This window comes from Micromonospora sp. NPDC049060, from assembly GCF_040649055.1.
GTDB classification, from domain to species: domain Bacteria; phylum Actinomycetota; class Actinomycetes; order Mycobacteriales; family Micromonosporaceae; genus Micromonospora; species Micromonospora reichwaldensis.
In genome coordinates this window covers 14970-39691 of sequence record NZ_JBEZEV010000061.1, presented here as the reverse complement: position 1 = coordinate 39691, position 24722 = coordinate 14970, and the positions used below count along the sequence as shown (strand labels likewise).

The window sequence follows — 24722 nt, the reverse complement described above, 5'->3', positions numbered from 1 at the left end:
GCACCGGTTACCCTCAGCCCGTACGACCCGCAATGGGCTGTGCTGTTCGAGCAGGCGACGGATACCGGCGCTGGCCGGTCAGACGTTGAAGCCGAGGGAGCGGAGCTGGTCGCGCCCCTCGTCGGTGATCTTGTCCGGCCCCCACGGCGGGAGCCACACCCAGTTGATCCGGATGTCGTCGACCAGGCCGCCGCCCGGTCCGGTGGTCAGCGCCTGCCGGGCCTGGTCCTCGATGACGTCGGTCAGCGGGCACGCCGCCGAGGTCAGCGTCATGTCCAGGGTGGCGACGTTGTCGTCGCCGACGTGCACGCCGTACACCAGGCCGAGGTCGACCACGTTGATGCCCAGCTCGGGGTCGACGACGTCCTTCATCGCCTCCTCGACGTCGGCGACGGCGGCCTTGCCCTTGGCCGCCGACGCGGCGGCCGGCGCCCCGTCCGTGGCCGGTGTGGCGGCCGGCGCCGCCGGCACGGCCGCGCCCTCGGTCTCCGGGGTCGCCGCGGTGGCGGTGTCCTCGCTGCTCATGCCTCAACCTCCGTCGGGCTCACGCCCACACCGGCGCGTGCCGCGGCGTCCTTGAACGCCATCCACGGCAACAGCGCGCACTTGACCCGGGCGGGGTAGCGGGCGACGCCCGCGAACGCTACCCCGTCACCGAGCACGTCCTCGTCCGGCGTGACCTGGCCACGGCCGGACATCAACTCGACGAACGCCTCGTGCACCCGGAACGCGTCGCCCGCGTCCCGGCCCACCAGCAGCTCGTGCAGCACGCTCGCCGACGCCTGGCTGATGGAGCAGCCCATGCCGTCGTACGAGACGTCGTGCAGCACGTCGCCGTCGGTGGCCACCCGCACGGTGACCTCGTCACCGCAGGTCGGGTTGACGTGGTGCGCCTCGGCGACCCGGGCGCCCGTGGCGTCCGGGTCGCGCAGGCCGCGACCGTGCGGGTGCTTGTAGTGGTCCAGGATGATCTCCTGGTAAAGAGATTCAAGCTGCATCGGGCTGAACTCCCGTCGATCCGCAGGCTGCTGCGTCGCCGCTCACTCGAACACCTTCCGCACCTGCTCCAGGCCCGCCACCATGGCGTCGATCTCCTCGGTGGTGGTGTAGAGGTAGAACGAGGCCCGCGTCATGGCCGGCACGCCGAAGCGGGTGCACACCGGCTTGGCACAGTGGTGGCCGACGCGCACCTGCACCCCGAGCGAGTCGAGCACCTGCCCGACGTCGTGCGGGTGGATGTCGCCGAGGGCGAACGAGATGGTGCCGCCCCGGCCCACCGGCACGGCCGGCCCGAAGATCCGCAGGCCGGGCACCGTGGCGAGGGCGTCCAGCGCGTACGCCGTCAGCTCCTTCTCGTGCCACTGGATGGCCCGCATCCCGATGCCGGCGAGGTAGTCGACGGCCGCACCGAGCGCGACCGCCTCGGCGATCGGCGGGGTGCCCGCCTCGAACCGGGCCGGCGGCGCGGCGAACGTCGAGCGGGCCATGGTGACCGTCTCGATCATCGACCCGCCGCCCAGCACCGGCGGCATCGCCGCCAGCAGCTCGGTCCGGCCCCAGAGCACGCCGATGCCGGTCGGCCCGCACATCTTGTGCCCGGTGAAGACGATGAAGTCGGCGTCGTAGTCGACCACGTCCATCGGCATGTGCGGCACCGACTGGGAGCAGTCGAGCAGCAGCAGCGCGCCCACCTCGCGGACCCGCGCGGTGATCCGCGAGGTGGCGTTGACCGTGCCGAGGATGTTGGACGTGTGCACCAGCGAGACGATCTTCGTCCGCTCGGTGACCAGGTCCTCCAGCCCCGACTCGTCCAGCCGCCCCTGGTCGGTGACCGGGAACCAGCGCAGGGTCGCGCCGGTGCGCTCGCAGAGCAGCTGCCACGGCACGATGTTCGAGTGGTGCTCCATCTCGGAGATCACCACCTCGTCGCCGGGGCCGAGCCGGAAGCGGGGGTCGGCGTCGGGCCGCAGCGACGCGTTGGAGAACGCGTACGCCACGATGTTGATCGCCTCGGTGGAGTTCTTGGTGAACACCACCTCGTCCACGCTCGGCGCGTTGATGAACGCGGCGATCTTCGCCCGCGCGCCCTCGTACGCCTCGGTGGCCTCGGTGCCCAGGGTGTGCACCGAGCGGGACACGTTGGCGTTGTGCATCGCGTAGTGCTCGCCGAGCACGTCGAGCACCTGCCGCGGCTTGTGCGAGGTGTTGGCGCTGTCGAGGTAGACCAGCCGGTGCCCGTTGACCTCCCGGTCGAGGATCGGGAAGTCGGCGCGCACCTTCGCCACGTCGTAACGCGGCACGTCGTCGTACTGCGGCATCCCCGACGGGATCGCGATGGAAGTCATGTCGACCGGCCCACCCATTCTTCCGAGAGGACTCAGGCCCGCGCCGCGCCGGCCCCGGCGACGTAGCGCTCGTAGCCCTCTTCCTCGAGCTTGTCGGCCAGCTCCGGGCCGCCCTGCTCGACGATCCGGCCGGCGACGAAGACGTGCACGAAGTCCGGCTTGATGTAGCGCAGGATCCGGGTGTAGTGGGTGATCAGCAGCATCCCGGTGTCGCCGTTGTCGCGGACCCGGTTGACGCCCTCGCTGACCACGCGCAGCGCGTCCACGTCGAGGCCGGAGTCGGTCTCGTCGAGGATCGCGATCTTCGGCTTGAGCAGCTCCAGCTGCACGATCTCGTGCCGCTTCTTCTCGCCGCCGGAGAAGCCCTCGTTGACGTTGCGCTGGGCGAACGCCGGGTCCATCTGGAGGCGCTCCATGGCCCCACGCAGCTCGCCGCCCCAGGTGCGCAGCTTGGGCGCCTGGCCGTCGATGGCGGTCTTGGCGGTACGCAGGAAGTTCGCCACCGAGACGCCGGGGACCTCGACCGGGTACTGCATGGCCAGGAAGAGGCCGGCGCGGGCGCGCTCGTCCACGGACAGGGCCAGCACGTCCTCGCCGTCGAGGGTCACCGAACCGCCGGTGATCTCGTACTTGGGGTGGCCGGCGATCGAGTAGGCCAGGGTGGACTTGCCGGAGCCGTTCGGGCCCATGATCGCGTGGGTCTCACCCGAGCGGACGGTCAGGTCGACACCGGCCAGGATCGGCTTGAGCTCACCCTCGGGCAGCTTGACCGACACCTTCAGGTCGCGGATCTCCAGGGTGCTCATTATCGGGTCACTCCATTGCTCGGCGTGAGACTGACGTAGATGTCGCCGTCTCGGACTTCGACGGGATAGACGGGAACGGGTTCGGTGGCGGGCAGCCCGGTCGGCTCGCCGGTCCTCAGGTCGAAACGGGATCCGTGCAGCCAGCATTCCAGCGTGCAGCCCTCGACCTCCCCCTCGGAGAGGGCGACCGCGGCGTGCGAGCACTCGTCGTAGGCGGCGTAGAAGACGCCGTCCTCGCCGTGCACCAGCGCGATCGGGGTGCCGTCGACGTCCGCGCTGACCACGGTGCCCTTCGGCACGTCCTCAGTGGCACAGAGGCGGATCATCAGGCGCCGGCCTTCGCGAGCCGGGCCTCGATGGCGTCGCCCAGGCGCTCCCGCAGCGACTCGACCGGGATCTTGTTGATCAGCTCGGCGAAGAAGCCGCGGACCACCAGGCGCCGCGCCTCGGCCTCCGGGATGCCCCGGGCCATCAGGTAGAACAGCTGCTCGTCGTCGAAGCGGCCGGTCGCGCTCGCGTGCCCGGCGCCGGCGATCTCGCCGGTCTCGATCTCCAGATTGGGTACGGAGTCCGCCCGCGCGCCGTCGGTCAGCAGCAGGTTCCGGTTGATCTCGTACGTGTCGGTGCCGGTCGCCTCGGCGCGGATCAGCACGTCGCCCACCCAGACGGTGCGCGCGCTCTCGCCCTGCAGGGCGCCCCGGTAGCCGACGTAGCTGCGGCAGTCCGGCACGGTGTGGTCGACCAGCTGGCGGTGCTCCAGATGCTGACCCGAGTCGGCGAAGTAGAGGCCGTACAGCTCGGCCTCGCCGCCCCGCTCGGTGTATTCCACCGAGGTGTACTGCCGGACCAGGTCGCCGCCGAGGGAGACCTGGACGTGCACCACCCTCGCGTCGCGGCCCAGCTTGACCTTCAGGTGCTGGGCCTGGACGGCGTCGTCGGCCCAGTCCGCGACGGTGACCAGGGTCAGCTTCGCCCCGTCGGCCACGGACACCTCGACGTTGTCGGCCAGCGTGGCCGAGCCGACATGCTCCACCACCAGGGTCACCTCGGCGAACCGGCCCACCTCGACGAAGGTGTGCCCGAAGGCCAGGCCCTCGACGCCCTCGCCGACCACCCGCAGGCTCACCGGCTCGGCCACCACGGCGTCGCGGGCGACCTGGACCAGCAGCGCCTGGTCGGCCCCGCCGTAGGCCAGCGCGCTGACCCGGTCGACCGGGGTGAGCACGCTGCCCACCCGCGGGTCGTCGGAGCCGATCCGCCCGACGGTGACACCCTCGGGCAGGTCGCCGTGCTCGTGGCGGACCGCGCCGGTGGCGGCCGGCGACGCGCCGACCAGCCCGCGCAGCCGCTTGAGCGGGGTGAAGCGCCACTCCTCCTCAAGGCCGGTCACGGCCGGGAAGTCGGCGACGTCGTACGAGCGGAGCGCCTGCGACTTGGTACTGGGCGGCGCGGAAGCCTGGGTAGTCATCTCTTCCTTGGTCTGTTCTACGACGACGGTGTCATTGGTCGGAGGTCGGTCGGTGATCGCGCGGCCCGGTCAGACGGGTCGGCGTCCACCGGCCCCCGCAGCGGGCCGGCGTTCGCGCGGCCCCGCAGCGGGTCGGGGCGGCGTCAGCCGACCGCGCCCTCCATCTGGAGCTCGATCAGGCGGTTGAGTTCCAGGGCGTACTCCATCGGGAGCTCCTTGGCGATGGGCTCGATGAAGCCGCGAACGATCATCGCCATCGCCTCGTCCTCGCTCAGGCCCCGGCTCATCAGGTAGAAGAGCTGGTCGTCACTGATCTTGGAGACGGTCGCCTCGTGCCCCATCGACACGTCGTCCTCGCGGATGTCGACGTACGGGTAGGTGTCCGAGCGGGAGATCGTGTCGACCAGCAGGGCGTCGCACTTGACCGTGCTCCGGCTGCTGTGCGAGCCCTCCAGCACCTGGACCAGGCCCCGGTACGACGTCCGGCCGCCACCCCGGGCGATCGACTTGGAGACGATCGTGGAGGAGGTGTGCGGCGCGGCGTGCACCATCTTGGCGCCCGCGTCCTGGTGCTGCCCCTCGCCGGCCATGGCCACCGAGAGCACCTCGCCCTTGGCGTGCTCGCCGGTCATGTAGACCGCCGGGTACTTCATGGTGACCTTGGAGCCGATGTTGCCGTCGACCCACTCCATGGTCGCGCCCTCGTGGCAGACGGCGCGCTTGGTGACCAGGTTGTAGACGTTGTTCGACCAGTTCTGGATGGTCGTGTAGCGGCACCGGGCGTTCTTCTTGACGATGATCTCCACGACCGCGCTGTGCAGCGAGTCGGAGGAGTAGAGCGGCGCGGTGCAGCCCTCGACGTAGTGCACGTACGCGCCCTCGTCGACGATGATCAGCGTCCGCTCGAACTGGCCCATGTTCTCCGTGTTGATCCGGAAGTAGGCCTGCAGCGGGATCTCCACGTGCACGCCCTTCGGCACGTAGATGAACGAGCCGCCGGACCACACGGAGGTGTTCAGTGCGGCGAACTTGTTGTCGCCGACCGGGATCACCGTGCCGAAGTACTCCTTGAAGACGTCCTCGTGCTCGCGCAGGGCGGTGTCGGTGTCCAGGAAGACGACACCCTGCTCCTCGAGGTCCTCACGGATCTTGTGGTAGACGACCTCGGACTCGTACTGCGCCGCGACACCGGCGACCAGCCGCTGCTTCTCCGCCTCGGGGATGCCCAGCCGGTCGTAGGTGTTCTTGATGTCCTCGGGCAGGTCCTCCCAGCTGGTGGCCTGCTTCTCCGTGGACCGCACGAAGTACTTGATGTTGTCGAAGTCGATCCCGGTGAGGTCGGCGCCCCAGGCCGGCATCGGCTTGCGGCCGAACAGCCGCAGGCCCTTGAGCCGCAGGTCGAGCATCCAGGCCGGCTCGTTCTTCTTGGCCGAGATGTCCCGCACCACCGCCTCGTTGAGGCCGCGCTGGGCGACCGCCCCGGCGACGTCGGGGTCGGCCCAGCCGTATTCGTAGCGACCCAGGGCGGCGAGCTGCTCTTCCTGCGTCAGGGGCTGGACGATCTGCTCGGTCATCTATCTGTCCTCACAGTGGTGACGGTCTTACCGGAACGGGCACGCCCCGGCTGGGTGGGAATGTGCGTGGTGCACACTCCGTCGCCGTGCGCGATGGTGGCCAGGCGCTGCACGTGGGTGCCGACCAGGCGGGAGATCACCGCGGTCTCGGCCTCGCACAGCTGGGGGAACTCGGCGGCCACGTGCGCCACCGGGCAGTGGTGCTGACAGAGCTGGCCGCCGGTGGCGATCGTGGACGCGTTCGCAGCGTAACCCTCGGCGGTCAGCGCTCCGGCGAGTGCCTCGGCCCGCGCGAGCGGGTCGTCGCCGGCGTCCTCCATGGCGGCCCGGCAGCGGGTCTCCAGCGCGGCGACCTGGTCGGTGGCGAACGCCTCGACCGCCGCGGCGCCGCCGTTGCGGGCGATCCAGCGCAGCGCGGCGGTGGCCATGTTGTCGTAGTGGTGGGTGCCGCAGCGGACCCGGGCCGCGTCGGTCAGCACGAACACCTTCGCCGGCCGGCCCCGGCCGCGGTGGCCCCGGACGGTCTGCTCGCGGGCGAGCACGTCGCCGTCGGCGAGCATCGCGTCGAGGTGCCGGCGGATCGCGGCCGGACTGAGCCCGAGCGCCGAGCCGAGCTGCGCGGCGGTCGTCGCGCCCCGCTCCAGCAGCAGCTGGGTGACCCGGTCACGGGTGGAGAGATCCGCGACGGACGCGGACTGACCGGCGGCCGGGGCGGCCGCCGGCTGGTGCCCGGAGAGCGCCGCCGCGTTTTTCACAACGCCAACGTTACGTAATTCGTCCGGGGCCTGCAAACCCGGGTCCCGGTGATCCGAACCACCGCACGGACGGAGTCACCCGATCGTGCTCCACTACGGTGCGTAGGATTTGCGCCGTGAAGCGACCCGCCCGGTTCCCGGTCTCCACCACCCTGCTGCGCCGTCTCGCGCTCGCCTCGATCATCGCGAACGTGGGCATCGTCGTCACCGGCGGGGCCGTCCGGCTCACCGGCTCCGGCCTCGGCTGCCCCACCTGGCCCCGGTGCACCGAGGAGTCGTACGTCACGACACCGGAGATGGGCATCTACGGAGTGATCGAGTTCGGCAACCGCCTGCTCACCTTCGCCGTCGGCTTCATCGCGCTGGCGGTGCTGCTGGCCGTGCTGCTGCACCTCCCCCGGCGCCGGGACCTGGTCCCGCTCGCGGTCGCCGTGCTCTTCGGCATCCCCGCACAGGCGATCATCGGCGGGATCACCGTGCTCACCGACCTCAACCCGTGGGTGGTCGGCCTGCACTTCCTCGCCTCGATGCTGGTGATCGCGGCCGCGTACGCGCTGTGGCGGCGGATCAAGGACCCGGTGGGCCCGGCGGAGGCCGTCGTGCCCGCCCCGCTGCGGACCCTCGCCGCGATCACCACCGTGGTCGGCGCGGCGGTGCTGGTGATCGGCACCTGGGTGACCGGCAGCGGCCCGCACGCGGGCGACCACGGCGCCGCCCGCAACGGGCTCGACCCGGAGACGATCTCCCAAGTGCACGCCGACAGCGTCTTCCTGCTGATCGGCCTGTCCGTGGCGCTGGTCTTCGCCTTCCGCGCGGTCGGCGCGCAGCGGGCCGCGCGGGCCGCGCTGGTGCTCGTCGCCGTCGAGCTGGGCCAGGGCCTCATCGGCTTCGTGCAGTACTTCACCAACCTGCCGGCGCTGCTGGTGGGCGCGCACATGCTGGGCTCCTGCCTGGTGCTGCTGGCCACCCTGTCGGTGCAGTGGTCCACCCGCGAGCGCCGCCCGGTCGCGCCGTCGCCGGCCCCGGACGACGCCGACTGGGCCGTCCCCGTCGCCGCCTGACCGCGCCCGGCCAAGCCGGCTGCGCACCTGAGCGCTCCCCCGCCCGCCCCGACGGTCAGCCGGCGGCGCGGGCCAGGTGGGTCAGGATCGCGTCGGCCAGGCGGTCGGCGGCGCCGTCGGCGTGCCCGAGGAACAGCGACGGCTCGGTGAGTTCCAGCTCCACCAGGACCGGCGTGCCGTCCGGGCCCGGGATGAGGTCCACCCGGGCGTAGAGCAGCCGTCCCGGCCCGCCGGGCACCGCCCCGAGGGCCCGCTCCGCCACCGCCAACTGCTCCGGGGTGGCGGTGCGGGCGGTGATCTCCTCGGGCCGGTACAGCGCGTCGGCGCCGAGGTCCGGGCCGGTCAGCATCGGGCCCTTGCGGATGGCGTGGCTGAACATCGGGCCGTCCGGCCCGGCCAGGAAGAGCAGCGCCGTCTCGCCGGCCGTGTCGACCGCGTCGAGGTACGGCTGCACCATGGTCAACCGCCCGGCGTCCGACAGCCGCCGCACGTGCGCCACGGCCAGTTCCCGGTGGTGCGGATCGGCCAGGTCGTAGCGGCCGGTGTCCTGGCTGCCCGCGCTGACGGCCGGCTTGACGACGTACTCGCCGCGGGCGGCGGGCGGTCGCCAGTCCTCCCCCGGCGCGACCCAGGACGTCGGCACGGTGCGCACCCCGGCCGCGGACAGCTCGGCCAGGTACCGCTTGTCGGTGTTCCAGCGCACCACGTCCGCCGGGTTGGCCAGGGCGGGGACCCGCGACGCCCAGGCGACGAACTCGTCGCGGCGCAGCGCGTAGTCCCACGGCGAGCGGAGCACCGCCAGGTCGTACGCGCCCCAGTCGGCGGCCGGGTCGGCCCAGTCCACCGCCTCGGCGGTCACGCCGCGGCGCGCCAGCGGGTCCAGCAGCAGCCGGTCGTCGGGGTCGAGGTCGGGCAGGTCGGCACAGGTGACGAGAGCGACCCGGGGTTTCCCCCGGGTCGGCTGGTGTTGATCGGTCAAGTTATGTCAACGGGCCATCGTGCGCCGGGCCATCGACCGCCAGAGGTCGTTGCTCGGACGCATCTGGTCCATCAGTTCACGCTCCCAGGCGTTCTCGACGGTGACTCCCGCCTTCGCGCAGGCCTGCCGCGCCACGACGGTGTCGTCGGCGAACTGGTCGCCCCACACCCCGTCCTCGCCCACGAGGACGATGCGCGCGCCACGCTTGCCGACGTACTCGATGACCGCCTTCGCCCCGCCGTGACCGGCGGCGAACGACTTGATGCCCGCGACCAGGCCCTGCGGGGCCTGCCCGGGGGTCTGCTCGGCCGTCAGCGTCGTATCGGAACCATCTGCCATGTCGGGAAGCGTAAGCAGACTTGCACCCGGGCGGGCGAGAACCATGAACCTTTTGTGATGCCAATTACCCGCAGGTTTAAGGAGAACCACAGGCGAAATGCCCGGTCTTGTCCGGACTTATCCCGCCAAAAGGGCGGTCCGAACCGGGCCGGCCCGGGCCATCCGAGCGGTTCTGGAACCATACCGACGGCGTCACCGATGTGACAAGAAACCCGGACAAGCCATGCACGATGATGATTTGCCGGTACGGCCTCCGGCCGCCGGGAACCGGCGGGACGGACCAGGTCGGGACCGGGCGGGACGGGACCGGCCGGGCGTGGCGGCCCGCCGGAGCGGCGGGCACGGCCCGGTGTCAGATCAGCGCGTCGAGCGCGACGGCGGCGAAGAGGATGGTCAGGTAGGTCGTCGACCAGTGGAACAGCCGCATCGGCTTGACGGCCTGCCCCCGCGCCACCCGGCGGGCGAGCTTGTGCGCCTCCACCACGAAGATGGCGCCGACCACCACGGCGGGCACGCCGTAGATGAGGCTCATCCCCAGCGGCCACACGGCCAGCGAGGACGCCACGGTCAGCCAGGCGAAGCCGATGATCTCGGCGTTGACCCGCCGCGTGGAGGCCACCACCGGCAGCATCGGGATGCCGGCCCGGGCGTAGTCGTCCTTGTACTTCATCGCCAGCGGGTAGAAGTGCGGCATCTGCCAGAAGAAGACCACCGCGAAGAGCGCCCACGCGGCCGGGGAGAGCGTCCCGGTGACCGCCGCCCAGCCGATCAGCACCGGCGCCGCCCCGCAGGCCCCGCCCCAGAACGTGTTCGCCGTCGTGGTGCGCTTGAGCCAGAGGGTGTAGACGACGTCGTAGTAGACGATCGCGGCCAGCGTGAGCCCGGCGGCCAGCAGGTTGGTGAACGCCGCCATCATCGCGACCGACACCGCCGCCAGCACCAGCCCGAAGATCAACGCGTTGCGCGGTGTCACGGTGTGCGTCGGCAGCGGGCGGCGCTTGGTGCGCCGCATCAGCTGGTCGATGTCCCGGTCGATGTAGCAGTTGATGACGCTGGCCGCGCCCGCGGCGAGCGAGCCGCCGACCAGCACCACGGCCACCAGCCAGAGCGACGGCATCCCGCCGTCCGCGAGCATCATCGCCGGCACCGTGGTGACGAGGAGCAGCTCCACGATCCGCGGCTTGGTCAGCGTCACGTAGGCCGCGACCACCGCACGGACGTCCCGGCGGGCCACCGCCGACGCCTCCGCCGCAGTCCGCACCGGCGGCTGCCCGGCAGAGTTGCTGACGGGGCGCTCGGTGATCATGCTCACGGATTGCCACCTTCCGGCGTCGGCAGGGGAGGTCGGATCGGCCGGACCCGACTGGGGCCACACGCCGGACCACAGACTACGCGTCGTCGTTTTGGCTGCCCGGGCGACCCGACAACGGTGCGGGCCGTCACACCGTCGGGGCAGCACCGCGCACCGGCGCGGACCAGTACAGACCGGCATGCAGAGATCCCTGGGCGGACGTTTAGGACCGCTCGATAGGGTCATCACTGAGGGTTCCGCCCATCTGCCGAGGAGCACAACCATCGTGGCTGCCAACCGACCCGAGCACCCCGCACTCAACTGGTCCGACCTCGACCGCCGGGCCGTCGACACCGTCCGCGTGCTGGCCATGGACGCCGTGGAGAAATCCGGCAACGGCCACCCGGGCACCGCGATGAGCCTCGCGCCCGCGGCCTACCTGCTCTTCAACCGGGTCATGCGGCACAACCCGGCCGACCCGAACTGGCCCGGCCGGGACCGCTTCGTGCTCTCCGCGGGCCACTCCAGCCTCACCCTCTACATCCAGCTCTTCCTCTCCGGCTACCCGCTGGCCCTGGAGGACCTCAAGTCGCTGCGGCAGTGGGGCTCGCTGACCCCGGGCCACCCCGAGCACGGGCACACCCCCGGCGTGGAGACCACCACCGGGCCGCTCGGGCAGGGCCTCGGCAACGCGGTCGGCATGGCGATGGCGGCCCGCCGCGAGCGCGGCCTGTTCGACCCGGAGGCGGAGCCGGGCCGGTCGGTCTTCGACCACGACATCTGGTGCATCGCCTCGGACGGCGACATCGAGGAGGGCATCAGCCACGAGGCCAGCGCGCTCGCCGGGCACCAGCAGCTCGGCAACCTCACGGTGATCTACGACGACAACGAGATCTCGATCGAGGACGACACCCGCATCGCCAAGAGCGAGGACGTCGCGGCCCGCTACGAGGCGTACGGCTGGCACGTGCAGACCGTCGACTGGCGCGCCGGCGACGCCGACCAGGGCGACTACCACGAGGACGTCGAGGCCCTGTACCGGGCGCTGCTGGCGGCGAAGGCCGAGACCGCCCGCCCCTCGTTCATCGCGCTGCGCACCATCATCGGCTGGCCCGCGCCGAACAAGAAGAACACCGGCAAGATCCACGGCTCGGCGCTGGGCGCCGACGAGGTGGCGGCCACCAAGCAGCTGCTCGGCTTCGACCCGGCCCGCTCCTTCGAGGTCGACGAGGAGGTGCTCGGGCACGCCCGCACGGTGATGGAGCGCGGCGCGCAGGCCGAGCAGGAGTGGACCACGGCGTTCGACGGCTGGGCGAAGGCCAACGCGGAGCGCCGCGCGCTCTACGACCGGATGGCCGGGCGGGTCCTGCCGACCGGCTGGACCGAGGCGCTGCCGGAGTTCCCGGCCGACGCCAAGGGCGTCGCCACCCGGGCGGCCTCCGGCAAGGTCCTGGAGGCGCTCGCCGGGGTGCTGCCGGAGCTGTGGGGTGGCTCGGCCGACCTGGCGGAGAGCAACAACACCACCATGAAGGGCGAGCCGTCCTTCGTCCCCGCAGTCCACGCCACCAAGGACTTCCCCGGCCACGAGTACGGCCGCACGCTGCACTTCGGCATCCGCGAGCACGCCATGGGCGCCATCCTCAACGGCATCGCGCTGCACGGCGGCACCCGCCCGTACGGCGGCACCTTCCTGGTCTTCAGCGACTACATGCGCCCGGCGGTACGGCTCGCCGCGCTGATGAAGCTGCCGGTGGTCTACGTCTGGACGCACGACTCGATCGGCCTCGGCGAGGACGGCCCGACGCACCAGCCGGTGGAGCACCTGACCGCGCTGCGCGCCATTCCCGGCCTGGACGTGGTCCGGCCGGCCGACGCCAACGAGACCGTGTGGGCCTGGCGGCAGGCCCTGGAGCACACGGACCGGCCGACCGCGCTGGCGCTGAGCCGGCAGCCGCTCCCGACGCTGGACCGGTCGGCCCTGGCCGGCGCCGAGGGCGTGGCCAAGGGCGGCTACGTGCTGGCCGAGGCGTCCAACGGCAAGCCGCAGGTCATCCTCGTCGGCACCGGCTCCGAGGTGCAGCTCTGCCTGACCGCCCGCGAGCGGCTGGAGGCCGACGGCACCCCGACCCGGGTCGTCTCGATGCCCTGCCAGGAGTGGTTCTTCGAGCAGGACGAGGCGTACCGGGAGTCGGTGCTGCCGCGCGGGGTAAAGGCACGGGTGAGCGTGGAGGCGGGCATCGCCATGTCGTGGCGCGGCATCGTGGGTGACTGCGGCGAGAGCGTGAGCCTGGAGCACTACGGCGCGAGTGCCCCGCACTCGGTGCTCTTCGAGCAGTTCGGATTCACCCCCGACCGGATCGTGGCCGCCGCGCACGCGGCACTGACCCGGATGGGCGACATCACCGGTTTCACCACCGGCAACTGAGGGGAGCGTGGACGGCATGACGGACAGGCTGAGTGAACTCACCGCCGCAGGCGTGGCGGTCTGGCTCGACGACCTTTCCCGGGTACGGCTGTCCTCCGGCGGGCTGGACCAGCTCCGCCGGGAGAAGCACGTGGCCGGGGTGACCACCAACCCGACGATCTTCGCCAAGGCGCTGAGCGACGCCGACGAGTACGACTGGCAGCTGCGCGACCTCGCCTCCCGTGGGGTGGAGGTCGAGGAGGCCGTACGCATGCTCACCACGTACGACGTGCGGTGGGCGTGCGACGTGATGCGCCCGTCCTACGAGGGCAGCGGCGGGGTCGACGGCCGGGTCTCCATCGAGGTGGACCCGCGGCTGGCCCACGAGACCGACAGGACCGTCGCCGAGGCCAAGGCGCTGTGGTGGCTGGTCGACCGGCCGAACCTCTTCATCAAGATCCCGGCCACCGAGGCCGGCCTGCCGGCGATCACCGCCACCCTCGCGGAGGGGATCAGCGTCAACGTCACGCTGATCTTCGGGCTGGACCGCTACTCGCAGGTGATGGAGGCGTTCCTGGCCGGCCTGGAGCAGGCGAAGGCGAACGGGCACGACCTGTCGAAGATCGGGTCGGTCGCGTCGTTCTTCGTCTCCCGCGTCGACAGCGAGGTCGACAAGCGGCTGGAGAAGCTCGGCTCCGACGAGGCCAAGGCGCTGCGCGGCAAGGCCGCCGTCGCCAACGCCAAGCTCGCGTACGAGCGCTACGGCGAGGTGTTCTCCTCCGACCGGTGGCAGGCGCTCGCCGACGCCGGCGCCCACCCGCAGCGGCCGCTGTGGGCCTCCACCTCGACCAAGAACCCGGACTACCGGGACGTCATCTACGTCGAGGAGCTGATCGCCCCCGGCACGGTCAACACCATGCCGGAGCCGGTCGTGCACGCGTACGCCGACCACGGCGAGACCCGCGGCGACACCATCACCGGCTCGTACGACGAGGCCCGCAAGGCCTTCGCGGACCTGGAGTCGGTCGGGATCGACATGGCCGACGTCATCGAGACCCTGGAGCGCGAGGGCGTGGAGAAGTTCGAGGCGAGCTGGCAGGAGCTGCTCGACGGCGTCCGCAAGTCGTTGGCGGCCGCGGGCCGCGGCGCCGGCAACCCGAGCGACGCCGCGAAGGACAACGCGCAGGCCGCGCAGCAGGCGGGAGGAAACGCGTGAGTGAGCGTAGCGAGCGAACCATTAGGCTCAGCAGTGCGGCGCCTCGCGCCGCCGCCGAGCGGAGCGAGGTGGCGGCGTGAGCGACCTGCTCAACGGGGCGGTCGAGGCCGCCGCCGGGCTCTCCGTGCACGGGGCCGACGCCGTCGACAAGTCGGCCCCCGCCTCCACCCGGGACGCGCTGGTGAACGCCGGCACGCCGGCCAAGCTGGCCGCGAAGGACCCGACCCTGTGGGGTCCGGACGCCGAGGCGGAGGCGAAGATCCGCCTCGGCTGGGTGGACACCCACCTGCGCAGCCGGGAGCTGCTCCCCCAGCTCGCCGAGCTGAAGGCGGAGCTGGCCGACCTGGACCACGTGGTGCTCGCCGGGATGGGCGGCTCGTCACTGGCCCCCGAGGTCATCGCCCGCACCCTCGGCAAGCAGCTGACCGTGCTCGACACCACCGACCCGGGGCAGATCCGGGCGGCGCTGGCCGACCGGCTGGAGCGCACCGTGGTCGTGGTGGCCAGCAAGTCCGGTTCGACGGTCGAGACCGACAGCCACCGCAGGGCCTACTGGCAGGCGTTCCTCGACGCGGGGATGACCGAGGCGGAGGCCGGCCGGCACTTCGTCGTCGTCACCGACCCGGGCTCGCCGCTGGAGGCCACCGCCGCCGAGATGGGTGCCTTCACCGTACTCGCCGACCCGAACGTCGGCGGCCGGTATGCGGCACTGACCGCGTTCGGGCTGGTCCCGTCGGCGCTGGCCGGCGTCGAGGTGGCCGAGCTGCTCGACGAGGCGGAGGCGCTGGCGGCCTCCCTGGGCGGGGACCGCGACAACCCGGCCCTGGCGCTCGGCGCGGCCCTCGGGGCGGCGGCCACCATGGGCCGGGACAAGGTCGCCCTGATCTCCGACGGCACCGGCATCGAGGGCCTCGGCGACTGGGCCGAGCAGTTGATCGCCGAGTCCACCGGCAAGGCCGGGGTCGGCATCCTGCCGGTCGTCGTGGAGTCGCCGCAGAGCCCGGGCGCCGCCGGTGACGACGTGCTCACCGTGACCTACGGCGGCGCGCTGCCCGCCGGCGCCGTCCCCGGCGGGGGCGCCGACGCCGACGTGGCGGTCAACGGCCCGCTCGGCGCGCACTTCCTGGCCTGGGAGTACGCCACCGCGATCGCCGGCGTGGTGCTCGGCATCGACCCGTTCGACCAGCCCAACGTCACCGAGTCCAAGGAGAACACCAACCGCATCCTCGCCTCGGGTCCGCCGGCGGAGACGCCGTCGTTCACCGAGGGCGCTATCGAGGTGTACGCGCCGCAGGGCGCCCCCGGCGACCTCGCCGGCGTGCTCCGCCAGCTCGTCGACGCAACAGGCGACGACGGCTACCTCGCGGTGATGGCGTACCTCGACCGGTTCGCCGACGCCGACGCGGCCCGGCTGCGGCCGCTGCTGGCCGGTGCCGCCGGCCGGCCGGTCACCTTCGGGTGGGGCCCGCGCTTCCTGCACTCCACCGGCCAGTACCACAAGGGCGGTCCGCAGGTCGGCAGCTACCTCCAGCTCACCGGCGCGGTCGTCGACGACCTGCAGGTGCCGGGCAGGCCCTACACCTTCGGGCAGTTGCAGGCGGCGCAGGCCGCCGGCGACCGGCAGGCCCTGGCCGAGCGGGAGCGCCCGGTGGTCCGGCTGCACCTGACCGACCGGTCGGCGGGCGTGGCCCAGCTGCTCGATGCCGTCGGGGCGTTGCGGGCGTGACGATGAGGAGCGTGGATGACGCGGAGCGAGGAGGCGGCGTGAACCCGCTGCGCGACCCGCAGGACCGCCGGCTGCCGAGGATCCCGGAGCCGTGCGCTCTGGTGATCTTCGGCGTCACCGGCGACCTGGCCCGCAAGAAGCTCCTGCCGGCCGTGTACGACCTGGCGAACCGGGGGCTGCTGCCCCCGGGCTTCGCCGTGCTCGGCTTCGCCCGCCGGGACTGGGGCGACGGGGACTTCGAGTCGCTCGCCCACGAGGCCGCCAAGAAGCACGCCCGCACCCCCTGGCGGGAGGAGGTGTGGGCGCGGCTGGTGGGCAACATCAAGTTCGTCGGTGGCTCGTTCGACGACGACGCCGCGTTCGACCACCTCTCCGAGATGCTGGACGAGCTGCGCCAGACGCACGGGATCCCGGGCAACGCCGCCTTCTACTTCTCCATCCCCCCGGCGGCGTTCCCCGTGGTCCTCAAGCAGCTGGCCCGCACCGGGATGGCCGACAACGCCAAGTCCGGCGGCTGGCGCCGGGTGGTGGTGGAGAAGCCGTTCGGGCACGACCTGCCCTCGGCGAAGGCGCTCAACGACCTGGTCGACGACGTCTTCACCCGCGAGGACGTCTTCCGCATCGACCACTACCTGGGCAAGGAGACCGTCCAGAACATCCTCGCCCTGCGGTTCGCCAACAACCTGTTCGAGCCGCTGTGGAACTCCAAGTACGTCGACTCGGTGCAGATCACCATGGCCGAGGACGTCGGCATCGGCACCCGCGCCGGCTTCTACGACTCGGCCGGCGCGGCCCGCGACGTGTTCCAGAACCACCTGCTCCAACTGCTGGCGCTGGTGGCGATGGAGGAGCCGACGAGCTTCGACGCCGACGAGATCCGCACGGAGAAGCTCAAGGTGCTCCGGGCGATCACCCTACCCAAGGACGTCGGCGAGGGCACCGTGCGCGGCCAGTACCTGCCCGGCTGGGTGGGGGGCGAGCGTGCCGTCGGGTACCTGGAGGAGGAGGGCGTCCCGGAGGACTCGACCACGGAGACCTACGTGGCCGTCCGGCTCGGCATCCAGAACCGCCGCTGGGCGGAGGTGCCGTTCTACATCCGGGCCGGCAAGCGGCTGCCGCGCCGCGTCACCGAGGTCGCCATCATGTTCAAGAGGGCGCCGCACCTGCCGTTCAACGAAGCCGACATGGAGTCGCTCGGCAACAACCAGCTGGTGATCCGGGTGCAGCCGGACGAGGGCGTCGTGCTCAAGTTCGGCTCCAAGGTGCCCGGCACCACGATGGAGGTCCGCGACATCGCGATGGACTTCCAGTACGGCGAGGCGTTCACCGAGGCCAGCCCCGAGGCGTACGAGCGGCTCGTGCTGGACGTGCTGATCGGCGACCGTACCCTCTTCCCGGACGCCGCCGAGGTCGAGCAGAGCTGGCAGGTGGTGGACCCGCTGGAGCGCGCGTGGGCGGGCACGAAGCCGGAGCCGTACCGGGCCGGCGAGTGGGGTCCCCGCGCCGCCGACGAGATGCTGGCCCGCGAGGGCCGGGCGTGGCGGCGGGCGTGAGCGCGAGGAGTAGCGGGCGCAGCGAGCAGACCAGGAGGCTCCATTGATCGGCCTGTGGGACACCACCGGGAACGAGGTGGTCAAGGCGCTGGCCGCCGAGCGGCGCAGCGCGGGCGGGGTGGCCAGCGGCATGGCGCTCACCCTGATCGTGGTGGTGGACGAGAAGCGGGTCCGCGAGGCGGAGGCGGCGGCGACGATAGCGGCCGCCGCCCACCCCTGCCGGCTGCTGGTGGTGGTGCGCACCGACGTGGAGCGCGAGCGCAACCGGCTGGACGCGGAGATCGTCGTCGGCGGCCGGCTCGGCCCGTGCGAGGCGGTGGTCACCCGGATGTACGGGCGGCTCGCCCTGCACGCGGAGTCGGTGGTGATGCCGCTGCTGGTGCCGGACGTGCCGGTGGTGACGTGGTGGCACGGCGAGCCGCCGGCCGAGATCGCCACGGACTTCCTCGGCGTGGTGGCCGACCGGCGGATCACCGACTGCGCGCAGGCCGCCGACCCGATCGAGGCGATGCGCCAGCGGGCCCGGGACTACGCGCCCGGCGACACCGACCTGGCGTGGACCCGGATCACCCCGTGGCGCACGCTCGTGGCGGGGGCGTTCGACACCACCCAGGCCAAGGTGACCGAGGCGACCGTGGTGGGCCCGCCCACCGACCCGACCGCCGCGCTGATGCAGGGCTGGCTGGCCGCGCGGCTCGGCATCGAGCCGGTGTGGGAGCACACCGACGCGTCGCCGCGGATGCGGGAGGTGCAGCTGCGCTGCGCCAACGGCGACACGCTGACGCTGAGCCGGGACGACAGCGTGGCGACGTTCCGGCGTACCGGCCAGGAGGACCGGCAGCTGCCGCTCGTCCGCCGGCCCCTCGGCGACGAGCTGGCCGAGGAGCTGCGCCGGCTCGACGCCGACCAGGTCTACGCGGAGGCGCTGGGCACGGCGGCCGGGCTGGCCGACCTCGACCAGCGCCCGCCGCAGCGGGTGCACGTCTGGAAGGACCCGGCCACGGCCCAGCGGGCCGAGGCGGGGGTCACCGCGCACGTGGGAACGAGCGCCGAGCACTGAGCGCCCGACTGCCCGGGGCACCACGGAGGACCGGCCGCGCGGCGGCCGGAGAAACGAAGGCACACAGATGAGTGAGGCGAGTGTCGCCGTCCACGCCGACGCAGACCTGCTGGCCCAGGCGGTGGCCGCCCGGTTGGTGGTCAAGCTGCTCGACGCGCAGGCCGAGCGGGGCCAGGCGTCGGTGGTGCTGACCGGCGGGCGGATAGCCGCAGCGGTGCACCGGGCGGTGGCGGCGCTGCCGGCCCGCGACGCCGTGGACTGGTCCCGGGTGGACGTCTGGTGGGGCGACGAGCGCTTCCTGCCCGCCGGCGACCCCGAGCGCAACGAGACCCAGGCCCGCGCCACGCTGCTGGACGCGGTGCCGCTGGACCCGGCCCGGGTCCACCCGATGCCGGCCTCCGACGGTCCGGCCGGGCCCGACCCGGAGGAGGCGGCGGCCCGCTACGCCGAGGAACTGGCCCACGCGGCGCGGCCGGGACACGCCGCGCTCCCCCACTTCGACGTGCTGATGCTGGGCGTCGGCGAGGACGGGCACGTCGCCTCGGTCTTCCCCGAGCATCCGGTGCACCACGACAGCCGGCCGGTCAGCGCGGTGCGGGGCAGCCCGAAGCCCCCGCCGGTGCGGACCACGCTGACCCTTCCCGCGATCAACACGGCCGAGGAGGTCTGGCTGGTGGCCGGCGGGGCCGACAAGGCACGGGCGGTCGGCATGGCGCTGGCCGGGGCGGGGCCGGTGCAACTGCCGGCGGCCGGCGTGCAGGGCACGGGCCGGACCCTCTGGCTGCTGGACCGGGCGGCGGCGGCCGACGTCCCGGCCCGCTTCCGCAGCCTGCGCTGAGGTGAAGGAAGGGCCCCTTCTTGACGCTGTGCGTTGAGAAGGGGCCCTTCCTTACACCCGTCTAGCCGGCGGGGCGGCCCCGGCGGCGGCGCAGGGCGGCGAGGGCCTCGGCCAGGATGGCCTCGCCCTCCTCGGCGGTGCGCCGCTCCTTCACGTACGCCAGGTGGGTCTTGTAGGGCTCGGGCCGGACGCGGCCCGGTGGGTTCTGCGCGTCCTGGCCGGCGGGAAGGCCGCAACGCGGGCAGTCCCACACCTCCGGCACCTCGACCTCGGCGGCGAGCCGGATCGGGGTGTGGTGGTCGTTGCGGCACCAGTAGGTCACCGTCCGGCAGGGGGCCGGCTGGTGGCGTTCGGGCGCGGATCCGACCCGGGTGCCCGGGATGACGTTGCCGATGGGCACGGCTGCTCGCTCCTGTCGTCGGAGGGGAACCGCCGCGGAGGGGGCGGCGGGCGACGCGGTGCAGCGGGTGGAACGGACTGCGCGCGGCCCGTCGACGACGGACCGCGCGCAGATTGTACGACTTGGCGGGCTCAGACCGTGCCGCTGGCCATCTGGAGGCGGAGCCAGAGCCCCAGCCCGACGATGCAGGCGAACCAGACGATGCCCACCAGGACGGTGTAGCGGTCGAGGTTCTTCTCCGCCACCGAGGAACCGGCGAGGCTGGAGCTGACGCCACCGCCGAACATGCTCGACAACCCGCCGCCCTTACCGCGGTGCAGCAGGATCAGCATGGTCAACAGAACGCTCGTGATGACCAGCAACACGATCAACGTGTATGCGAACCAGATCGGCATGGCTGGGGTCAGTCCTCTCGTTACGATCCTCGCCCGGGCAGATCGGGCACGGTGGCACCGACCGACGGACGGGCGGAGTCAAGGATAGCGAGCGATCAGCGGGAGATGTGCTCCGGGAACCGGCAGATCTTCGCGAACTCCTCGGCGTCCAGGCTCGCGCCGCCCACGAGCGCCCCGTCGACGTCCGGCTGAGCCATGATCGCCGCGACGTTCGACGACTTGACCGACCCGCCGTAGAGGACGCGGACCTTGTCGGCGGTGTCCTGGCCGAAGGACTCGGCGAGGCGCTGACGGACCGCGCCGCACACCTCCTGGGCGTCCTCCGGGGTGGCCGTCTTGCCCGTGCCGATCGCCCAGACCGGCTCGTACGCCACCACGACCTTCTCCACCTGCTCGGCGGTGAGCCCCTTCAGGGCGCCGTCGAGCTGCTCGCTGCAGTGCGCCACGTGGGTGCCCTGCTCGCGGACGTCCAGCCCCTCCCCCACGCAGAGGATCGGGGTGAGCCCGTGGGTCAGCGCCGCCTGCACCTTGGCGTTGACGAGCGCGTCGTCCTCGTGGTGGTAGGCCCGCCGCTCCGAGTGCCCGATCGCCACGTAGGTGCAGCCCAGCTTCGCCAGCATCGGGCCGGAGATCTCCCCGGTGTAGGCTCCCGACGCGTACGGCGAGAGGTCCTGCGCGCCGTAGCCGATGAGCAGCTTGTCGCCGTCGACGGCGGTCTGCACCGTACGCAGGTCGGTGAACGGCGGCAGGACCACCGTCTCGACGTCGGTGAGCTGCTTCTCGGTGAGGCTGGCCGCCAGCTTCTGCACCAGCAGGTTGGCCTCGAGGTGGTTGCAGTTCATCTTCCAGTTGCCGGCCATCAGGGGCCGGCGGGTGACGCTCGCCATCAGTTCTCCAGGGCCGCGATGCCGGGGAGGGTCTTGCCCTCCAGGTATTCCAGGGAGGCGCCACCGCCGGTGGAGATGTGCCCGAAGGACGACTCGTCCAGCCCGAGCGCCCGCACCGCGGCGGCGGAGTCACCGCCACCGACGACGGTGAACGCCTCGCTCTTGGCGATGGTCTCGGCGATCCCGCGGGTGCCGTGGGCGAACGCCGGCATCTCGAACACGCCCATGGGGCCGTTCCAGAAGATCGTCCGCGCGCCCTTGAGGGCGGCGGCGAAGCCGGCGACCGTCTCCGGCCCGATGTCGAGCCCGACCCGCTTGCTGGGGATGCCGTCGGCCGGCACGGTGTCGTGCGCGGCGTCCGGGGCGAACGCGTCCGCGGCCACCACGTCGACCGGGAGCATGATCTTGCCCTCGGAGCGCTCCAGCAGGCTGCGGCAGGTCTCGACCATCTCCTCCTCCAGCAGCGAGGAGCCCACCTCGTGGCCCTGCGCCTTGAGGAAGGTGAAGCACATCCCGCCGCCGATGAGCAGCCGGTCGACCGTCGGCAGCAGCGCCTCGATCACCGCCAGCTTGTCGGAGACCTTCGAACCGCCGAGCACCACGACGTACGGGCGCTCCGGCTCGCCGGTCAGCCGGGACAGGACCTCCACCTCGCGCAGCACCAGCCGGCCGGCGACGTGCGGCAGCCGGGCCGGCACGTCGTGGACGCTGGCGTGCTTGCGGTGCACCGCGCCGAACGCGTCGTCGACGTACGCGTCGCCGAAGGCGGCGAGCTCATCGGCGAAGGCGCCCCGCTCGGTGTCGTCCTTGCTGGTCTCGCCCTTGTTGAAACGCAGGTTCTCCAGCAGCGCGACCTCGCCGTCGGCGAGCGCGTCCACGGTGGAGCGGGCGGACTCGCCGACGGTGTCGGTGGCGAAGTGCACCCGCGCGCCGAGCAGCTCCCCGAGCCGCCCGGCGACCGGGCTCAGGCTGAACTTCGGGTCCGGCGTGCCCTTGGGGCGGCCCAGGTGCGAGCAGACGACCACCTTGGCGCCGGCGCCGGTGAGGGCGCTCAGCGTCGGCAGCACGGCACGGATCCGGCCGTCGTCGGCGATCCTTACTCCGTCCGGAGTGCCGCCTTGCGGCGCGGAGGCGGAGTCATGATCGGTGATGTCACCGGTCTGCTTGTCGAGCGGGACGTTCAGGTCGGCGCGCACCAGCACGCGCCGACCCGACACCCCCTCGGCGAGCAGGTCGTCGAGGGTACGGATGCTCACTTAGGCCAGCCCTCCGTTCGTGACCGACGACCTGCTCACAGCGTCGGCTCCGTTCGTGACTGCGAGGCTCGCAAGCTCACTCCTCGCACTCACAGGGACTGGCCGACCAGCTTGACCAGGTCGACCAGGCGGTTCGAGTAGCCCCACTCGTTGTCGTACCAGCCGACGACCTTGACCTGGTTGCCGACGACCTTGGTCAGCGGCGCGTCGAAGATGCACGACGCCGGGTCGGTGACGATGTCGGCGGAGACGATCGGGTCCTCGTTGTAGACCAGGATGCCCTTGAGCGGGCCCTCGGCGGCGGCCTTCAGCGCGGCGTTGACCTCGTCCACCGTGGTCTCCCGGGCGACGTCGACGGTGAGGTCGGTGGCCGAGCCGGTCGGGATCGGCACGCGCAGCGCGTAGCCGTCCAGCTTGCCCTTCAGCTCCGGCAGCACCAGGCCGATCGCCTTCGCCGCGCCGGTCGAGGTCGGCACGATGTTCAGGGCGGCGGCGCGGGCCCGACGCAGGTCGGAGTGCGGCGCGTCCTGGAGGTTCTGGTCCTGGGTGTACGCGTGGATCGTCGTCATCAGGCCGTGCTGGATGCCGAACGTGTCGTGCAGGACCTTCGCCATCGGCGCCAGGCAGTTGGTGGTGCAGGAGGCGTTCGAGATGATGGTGTGCTTGGCCGGGTCGTACTGGTCGTGGTTGACGCCCATGACGACCGTGACGTCCTCGTTCTTCGCCGGGGCGGAGATGATGACCTTCTTGGCCCCGCCGTCGACGTGCGCCTTCGCCTTGGTGGCGTCGGTGAAGAAGCCGGTGGACTCGATGACCACGTCCACGCCGGCGTCGCCCCACGGCAGCTTCGACGGGTCCTTCTCGGCGTACGCCTTGATGGTCTTGCCGCCCACGGTGATCTCGTCGGCGGTGGCCTTCACCTCGTGCGGCAGGCGACCCAGGATGCTGTCGTACTTGAGCAGGTGGGCGAGCGTCGCGTTGTCGGTCAGGTCGTTGACCGCCACGACCTCGATGTCAGCGCCGGACGCCAGCACTGCCCGGAAGAAGTTGCGGCCGATCCGGCCGAAGCCGTTGATGCCAACCCGGATGGTCACAGGTCCCATCTCCTTGCGTTCTGGTCCGCCGGCGTAAGACCCGGGCCGGCGGAGGTGTGTGCGCCGACCGTTGGAGCCGGCCGTTGACGGTTCATCTCGGCCACCCCGCCGCGGTCTCGAAGGACCTGACCGCCGGAGGCGGTGTGCACGGCGAGGAGTGCCTGTGCCGGCCCCCTTGCCGTACGCAGCGACCTTATCCGAGCGTGCGGCGCAGTGCAGCGCCGGGTGGTGACCCACCGGCGCCGCCGACCCCCACCGTCCTATCAGACCACGAGCATGTCGGGCGTGACTGCTGCTTCCGTATCCGGGATGCCCAGGTCCCGGGCCCGCTTGTCGGCCAGCGCCAACAGCCGGCGGATCCGGCCGGCGATCGCGTCCTTGGTCAGCGGCGGGTCGGCCAGCGCGCCCAGCTCCTCCAACGAGGCCTGCCGGTGCTCCAGGCGCAGCCGGCCGGCGGAGGTGAGGTGGTTGGGCGCGTCCTCGGCGAGGATCTCCAGCGCCCGCGTCACCCGGGCGGCGGCGGCGACCGCCGCCCGCGCCGAGCGGCGCAGGTTGGCGTCGTCGAAGTTGGCCAGCCGGTTGGCCGTGGCCCGCACCTCGCGGCGCACCCGGCGTTCCTCCCAGGCCAGCACGCTGGAGTGGGCGCCGATGCGGGTGAGCAGCGCGGCGATCGCGTCGCCGTCCTTGACCACCACCCGGTCCACGCCGCGCACCTCGCGGTTCTTGGCGGTGATGCCGATCCGCCGGGCCGCGCCCACCAGGGCCAGCGCGGACTCCGGGCCCGGGCAGGTGATCTCCAGCGCGCTGGAGCGGCCCGGCTCGGTCAGCGAGCCGTGCGCCATGAACGCGCCGCGCCAGGCCGACACCGCGCAGCAGACGTTCGCGGCGACGACGTGCGGCGGCAGCCCCCGCACCGGACGCCCGCGCACGTCGAGCAGCCCGGTCTGCCGCGCGAGGGCCTCACCGTCCTTGACCACCCGCACGATGAAGTGGCTGCCCTTGCGCAGGCCACCGGACGCGAGCACGTGGATCTCACTCGGATAGCCGTAGACCTCCGCGATCTCCCGTCGCAGCCGCCGGGCCACCGCCCCCGTGTCGAGTTCGGCCTCCACCACGACCCGACCGGAGACGATGTGCAGCCCGCCGGCGAAGCGCAGCAGCGCCGCCATCTCCGCCCGCCGGCAGCAGGGCTTGGGCACGTCGACCCGACTCAGCTCGTCCTTGACCGCAGCCGTCATCGCCATTGTGCGTCCCCTCACGGACCTGTTCCGGCGT

24 protein-coding genes are annotated in these 24722 nt (G+C 72.1%); 7 read left to right on the top strand and 17 right to left on the bottom strand.

Going from position 1 to position 24722, the window contains the following annotated elements; all coding sequences use genetic code 11:
- Positions 1-78 precede the first annotated feature (78 nt).
- From AB0B83_RS20810 to AB0B83_RS20775, 8 genes are all read right to left on the bottom strand, one after another.
- A complete protein-coding gene (locus AB0B83_RS20810) occupies positions 79-525 on the bottom strand; it encodes a metal-sulfur cluster assembly factor (protein WP_357579580.1) in 447 nt (148 codons plus the stop codon).
- Positions 522-998 carry a Fe-S cluster assembly sulfur transfer protein SufU gene (sufU, locus tag AB0B83_RS20805; protein ID WP_151453362.1) on the bottom strand — a complete coding sequence of 159 codons (477 nt, stop codon included), beginning with the start codon at positions 996-998 and terminating at the stop codon, positions 522-524. Before sufU ends, AB0B83_RS20810 begins: the two co-directional genes overlap by 4 nt.
- A gap of 42 nt (positions 999-1040) precedes the next feature.
- Positions 1041-2345, bottom strand: coding sequence for a cysteine desulfurase (locus AB0B83_RS20800; RefSeq protein ID WP_357579579.1), 1305 nt, complete (start codon positions 2343-2345; stop codon positions 1041-1043).
- A gap of 32 nt (positions 2346-2377) precedes the next feature.
- On the bottom strand, positions 2378-3151 hold the full coding sequence (gene sufC, locus AB0B83_RS20795; RefSeq protein WP_151453360.1) for a Fe-S cluster assembly ATPase SufC: 774 nt from the start codon (positions 3149-3151) through the stop codon (positions 2378-2380).
- Positions 3151-3477 (bottom strand): non-heme iron oxygenase ferredoxin subunit, encoded by a 327-nt coding sequence (locus tag AB0B83_RS20790; RefSeq protein WP_151453359.1) that lies wholly within the window; start codon positions 3475-3477, stop codon positions 3151-3153. Before AB0B83_RS20790 ends, sufC begins: the two co-directional genes overlap by 1 nt.
- Positions 3477-4619 (bottom strand): Fe-S cluster assembly protein SufD, encoded by a 1143-nt coding sequence (sufD, locus tag AB0B83_RS20785; RefSeq protein WP_357579578.1) that lies wholly within the window; start codon positions 4617-4619, stop codon positions 3477-3479. The genes AB0B83_RS20790 and sufD overlap by 1 nt, the downstream gene beginning before the upstream one ends.
- 143 nt (positions 4620-4762) lie before the next feature.
- Positions 4763-6193: a Fe-S cluster assembly protein SufB gene (gene sufB / locus AB0B83_RS20780; protein ID WP_151453357.1), complete on the bottom strand. Its 1431-nt coding sequence runs from the start codon at positions 6191-6193 to the stop codon at positions 4763-4765.
- Positions 6190-6948, bottom strand: coding sequence for a transcriptional regulator (locus AB0B83_RS20775; RefSeq protein ID WP_357579577.1), 759 nt, complete (start codon positions 6946-6948; stop codon positions 6190-6192). Before AB0B83_RS20775 ends, sufB begins: the two co-directional genes overlap by 4 nt.
- Before the next feature lie 98 nt (positions 6949-7046).
- Between AB0B83_RS20775 and AB0B83_RS20770 the strand changes: the two genes are divergently transcribed.
- Positions 7047-8009 carry a COX15/CtaA family protein gene (locus AB0B83_RS20770; protein ID WP_357579576.1) on the top strand — a complete coding sequence of 321 codons (963 nt, stop codon included), beginning with the start codon at positions 7047-7049 and terminating at the stop codon, positions 8007-8009.
- A 55-nt stretch (positions 8010-8064) separates the two neighbouring features.
- Here the strand turns inward: AB0B83_RS20770 and AB0B83_RS20765 are convergent, their stop codons facing one another.
- From AB0B83_RS20765 to AB0B83_RS20755, 3 genes are all read right to left on the bottom strand, one after another.
- Positions 8065-8988 (bottom strand): hypothetical protein, encoded by a 924-nt coding sequence (locus AB0B83_RS20765; RefSeq protein ID WP_357579575.1) that lies wholly within the window; start codon positions 8986-8988, stop codon positions 8065-8067.
- Positions 8989-8994: 6 nt separating this feature from the next.
- The gene (locus tag AB0B83_RS20760; protein ID WP_132240329.1) at positions 8995-9327 is read right to left on the bottom strand and encodes a hypothetical protein; all 333 of its coding nucleotides are present in this window, start codon (positions 9325-9327) and stop codon (positions 8995-8997) included.
- A gap of 352 nt (positions 9328-9679) precedes the next feature.
- On the bottom strand, positions 9680-10639 hold the full coding sequence (locus AB0B83_RS20755; RefSeq protein ID WP_151453353.1) for a heme o synthase: 960 nt from the start codon (positions 10637-10639) through the stop codon (positions 9680-9682).
- A 265-nt stretch (positions 10640-10904) separates the two neighbouring features.
- Between AB0B83_RS20755 and tkt the strand changes: the two genes are divergently transcribed.
- The 6 genes from tkt to pgl all read left to right on the top strand — a co-directional run bounded on the left by tkt (position 10905) and on the right by pgl (position 19415).
- Positions 10905-13043, top strand: coding sequence for a transketolase (gene tkt, locus AB0B83_RS20750; protein WP_357579574.1), 2139 nt, complete (start codon positions 10905-10907; stop codon positions 13041-13043).
- 16 nt (positions 13044-13059) lie between these two features.
- On the top strand, positions 13060-14238 hold the full coding sequence (gene tal, locus AB0B83_RS20745) for a transaldolase (RefSeq protein WP_357579573.1): 1179 nt from the start codon (positions 13060-13062) through the stop codon (positions 14236-14238).
- 76 nt (positions 14239-14314) lie between these two features.
- Complete coding sequence (locus tag AB0B83_RS20740; protein WP_357579572.1) at positions 14315-15964, top strand: glucose-6-phosphate isomerase; 1650 nt, start codon at positions 14315-14317, stop codon at positions 15962-15964.
- 2 nt (positions 15965-15966) lie between these two features.
- Positions 15967-17517: a glucose-6-phosphate dehydrogenase gene (zwf, locus tag AB0B83_RS20735; RefSeq protein ID WP_357579571.1), complete on the top strand. Its 1551-nt coding sequence runs from the start codon at positions 15967-15969 to the stop codon at positions 17515-17517.
- A 43-nt stretch (positions 17518-17560) separates the two neighbouring features.
- Complete coding sequence (locus tag AB0B83_RS20730) at positions 17561-18577, top strand: glucose-6-phosphate dehydrogenase assembly protein OpcA (protein WP_357579570.1); 1017 nt, start codon at positions 17561-17563, stop codon at positions 18575-18577.
- A gap of 67 nt (positions 18578-18644) precedes the next feature.
- Positions 18645-19415: a 6-phosphogluconolactonase gene (gene pgl / locus AB0B83_RS20725; RefSeq protein WP_357579569.1), complete on the top strand. Its 771-nt coding sequence runs from the start codon at positions 18645-18647 to the stop codon at positions 19413-19415.
- 61 nt (positions 19416-19476) lie between these two features.
- On the opposite strand, the gene AB0B83_RS20720 is transcribed toward pgl, so the two are convergent.
- The 6 genes from AB0B83_RS20720 to whiA all read right to left on the bottom strand — a co-directional run bounded on the left by AB0B83_RS20720 (position 19477) and on the right by whiA (position 24691).
- A complete protein-coding gene (locus tag AB0B83_RS20720; protein WP_311414609.1) occupies positions 19477-19815 on the bottom strand; it encodes an RNA polymerase-binding protein RbpA in 339 nt (112 codons plus the stop codon).
- Between the two features lie 131 nt (positions 19816-19946).
- Positions 19947-20210, bottom strand: coding sequence for a preprotein translocase subunit SecG (secG, locus tag AB0B83_RS20715; protein ID WP_088999360.1), 264 nt, complete (start codon positions 20208-20210; stop codon positions 19947-19949).
- A gap of 95 nt (positions 20211-20305) precedes the next feature.
- Positions 20306-21097: a triose-phosphate isomerase gene (gene tpiA, locus AB0B83_RS20710; RefSeq protein WP_151453345.1), complete on the bottom strand. Its 792-nt coding sequence runs from the start codon at positions 21095-21097 to the stop codon at positions 20306-20308.
- Positions 21097-22353: a phosphoglycerate kinase gene (locus tag AB0B83_RS20705; RefSeq protein ID WP_357579568.1), complete on the bottom strand. Its 1257-nt coding sequence runs from the start codon at positions 22351-22353 to the stop codon at positions 21097-21099. Before AB0B83_RS20705 ends, tpiA begins: the two co-directional genes overlap by 1 nt.
- An 89-nt stretch (positions 22354-22442) precedes the next feature.
- Positions 22443-23447 carry a type I glyceraldehyde-3-phosphate dehydrogenase gene (gap, locus tag AB0B83_RS20700; RefSeq protein ID WP_132240340.1) on the bottom strand — a complete coding sequence of 335 codons (1005 nt, stop codon included), beginning with the start codon at positions 23445-23447 and terminating at the stop codon, positions 22443-22445.
- Positions 23448-23710: 263 nt separating this feature from the next.
- The gene (whiA, locus tag AB0B83_RS20695) at positions 23711-24691 is read right to left on the bottom strand and encodes a DNA-binding protein WhiA (protein ID WP_088999356.1); all 981 of its coding nucleotides are present in this window, start codon (positions 24689-24691) and stop codon (positions 23711-23713) included.
- Positions 24692-24722: the final 31 nt, after the last annotated feature.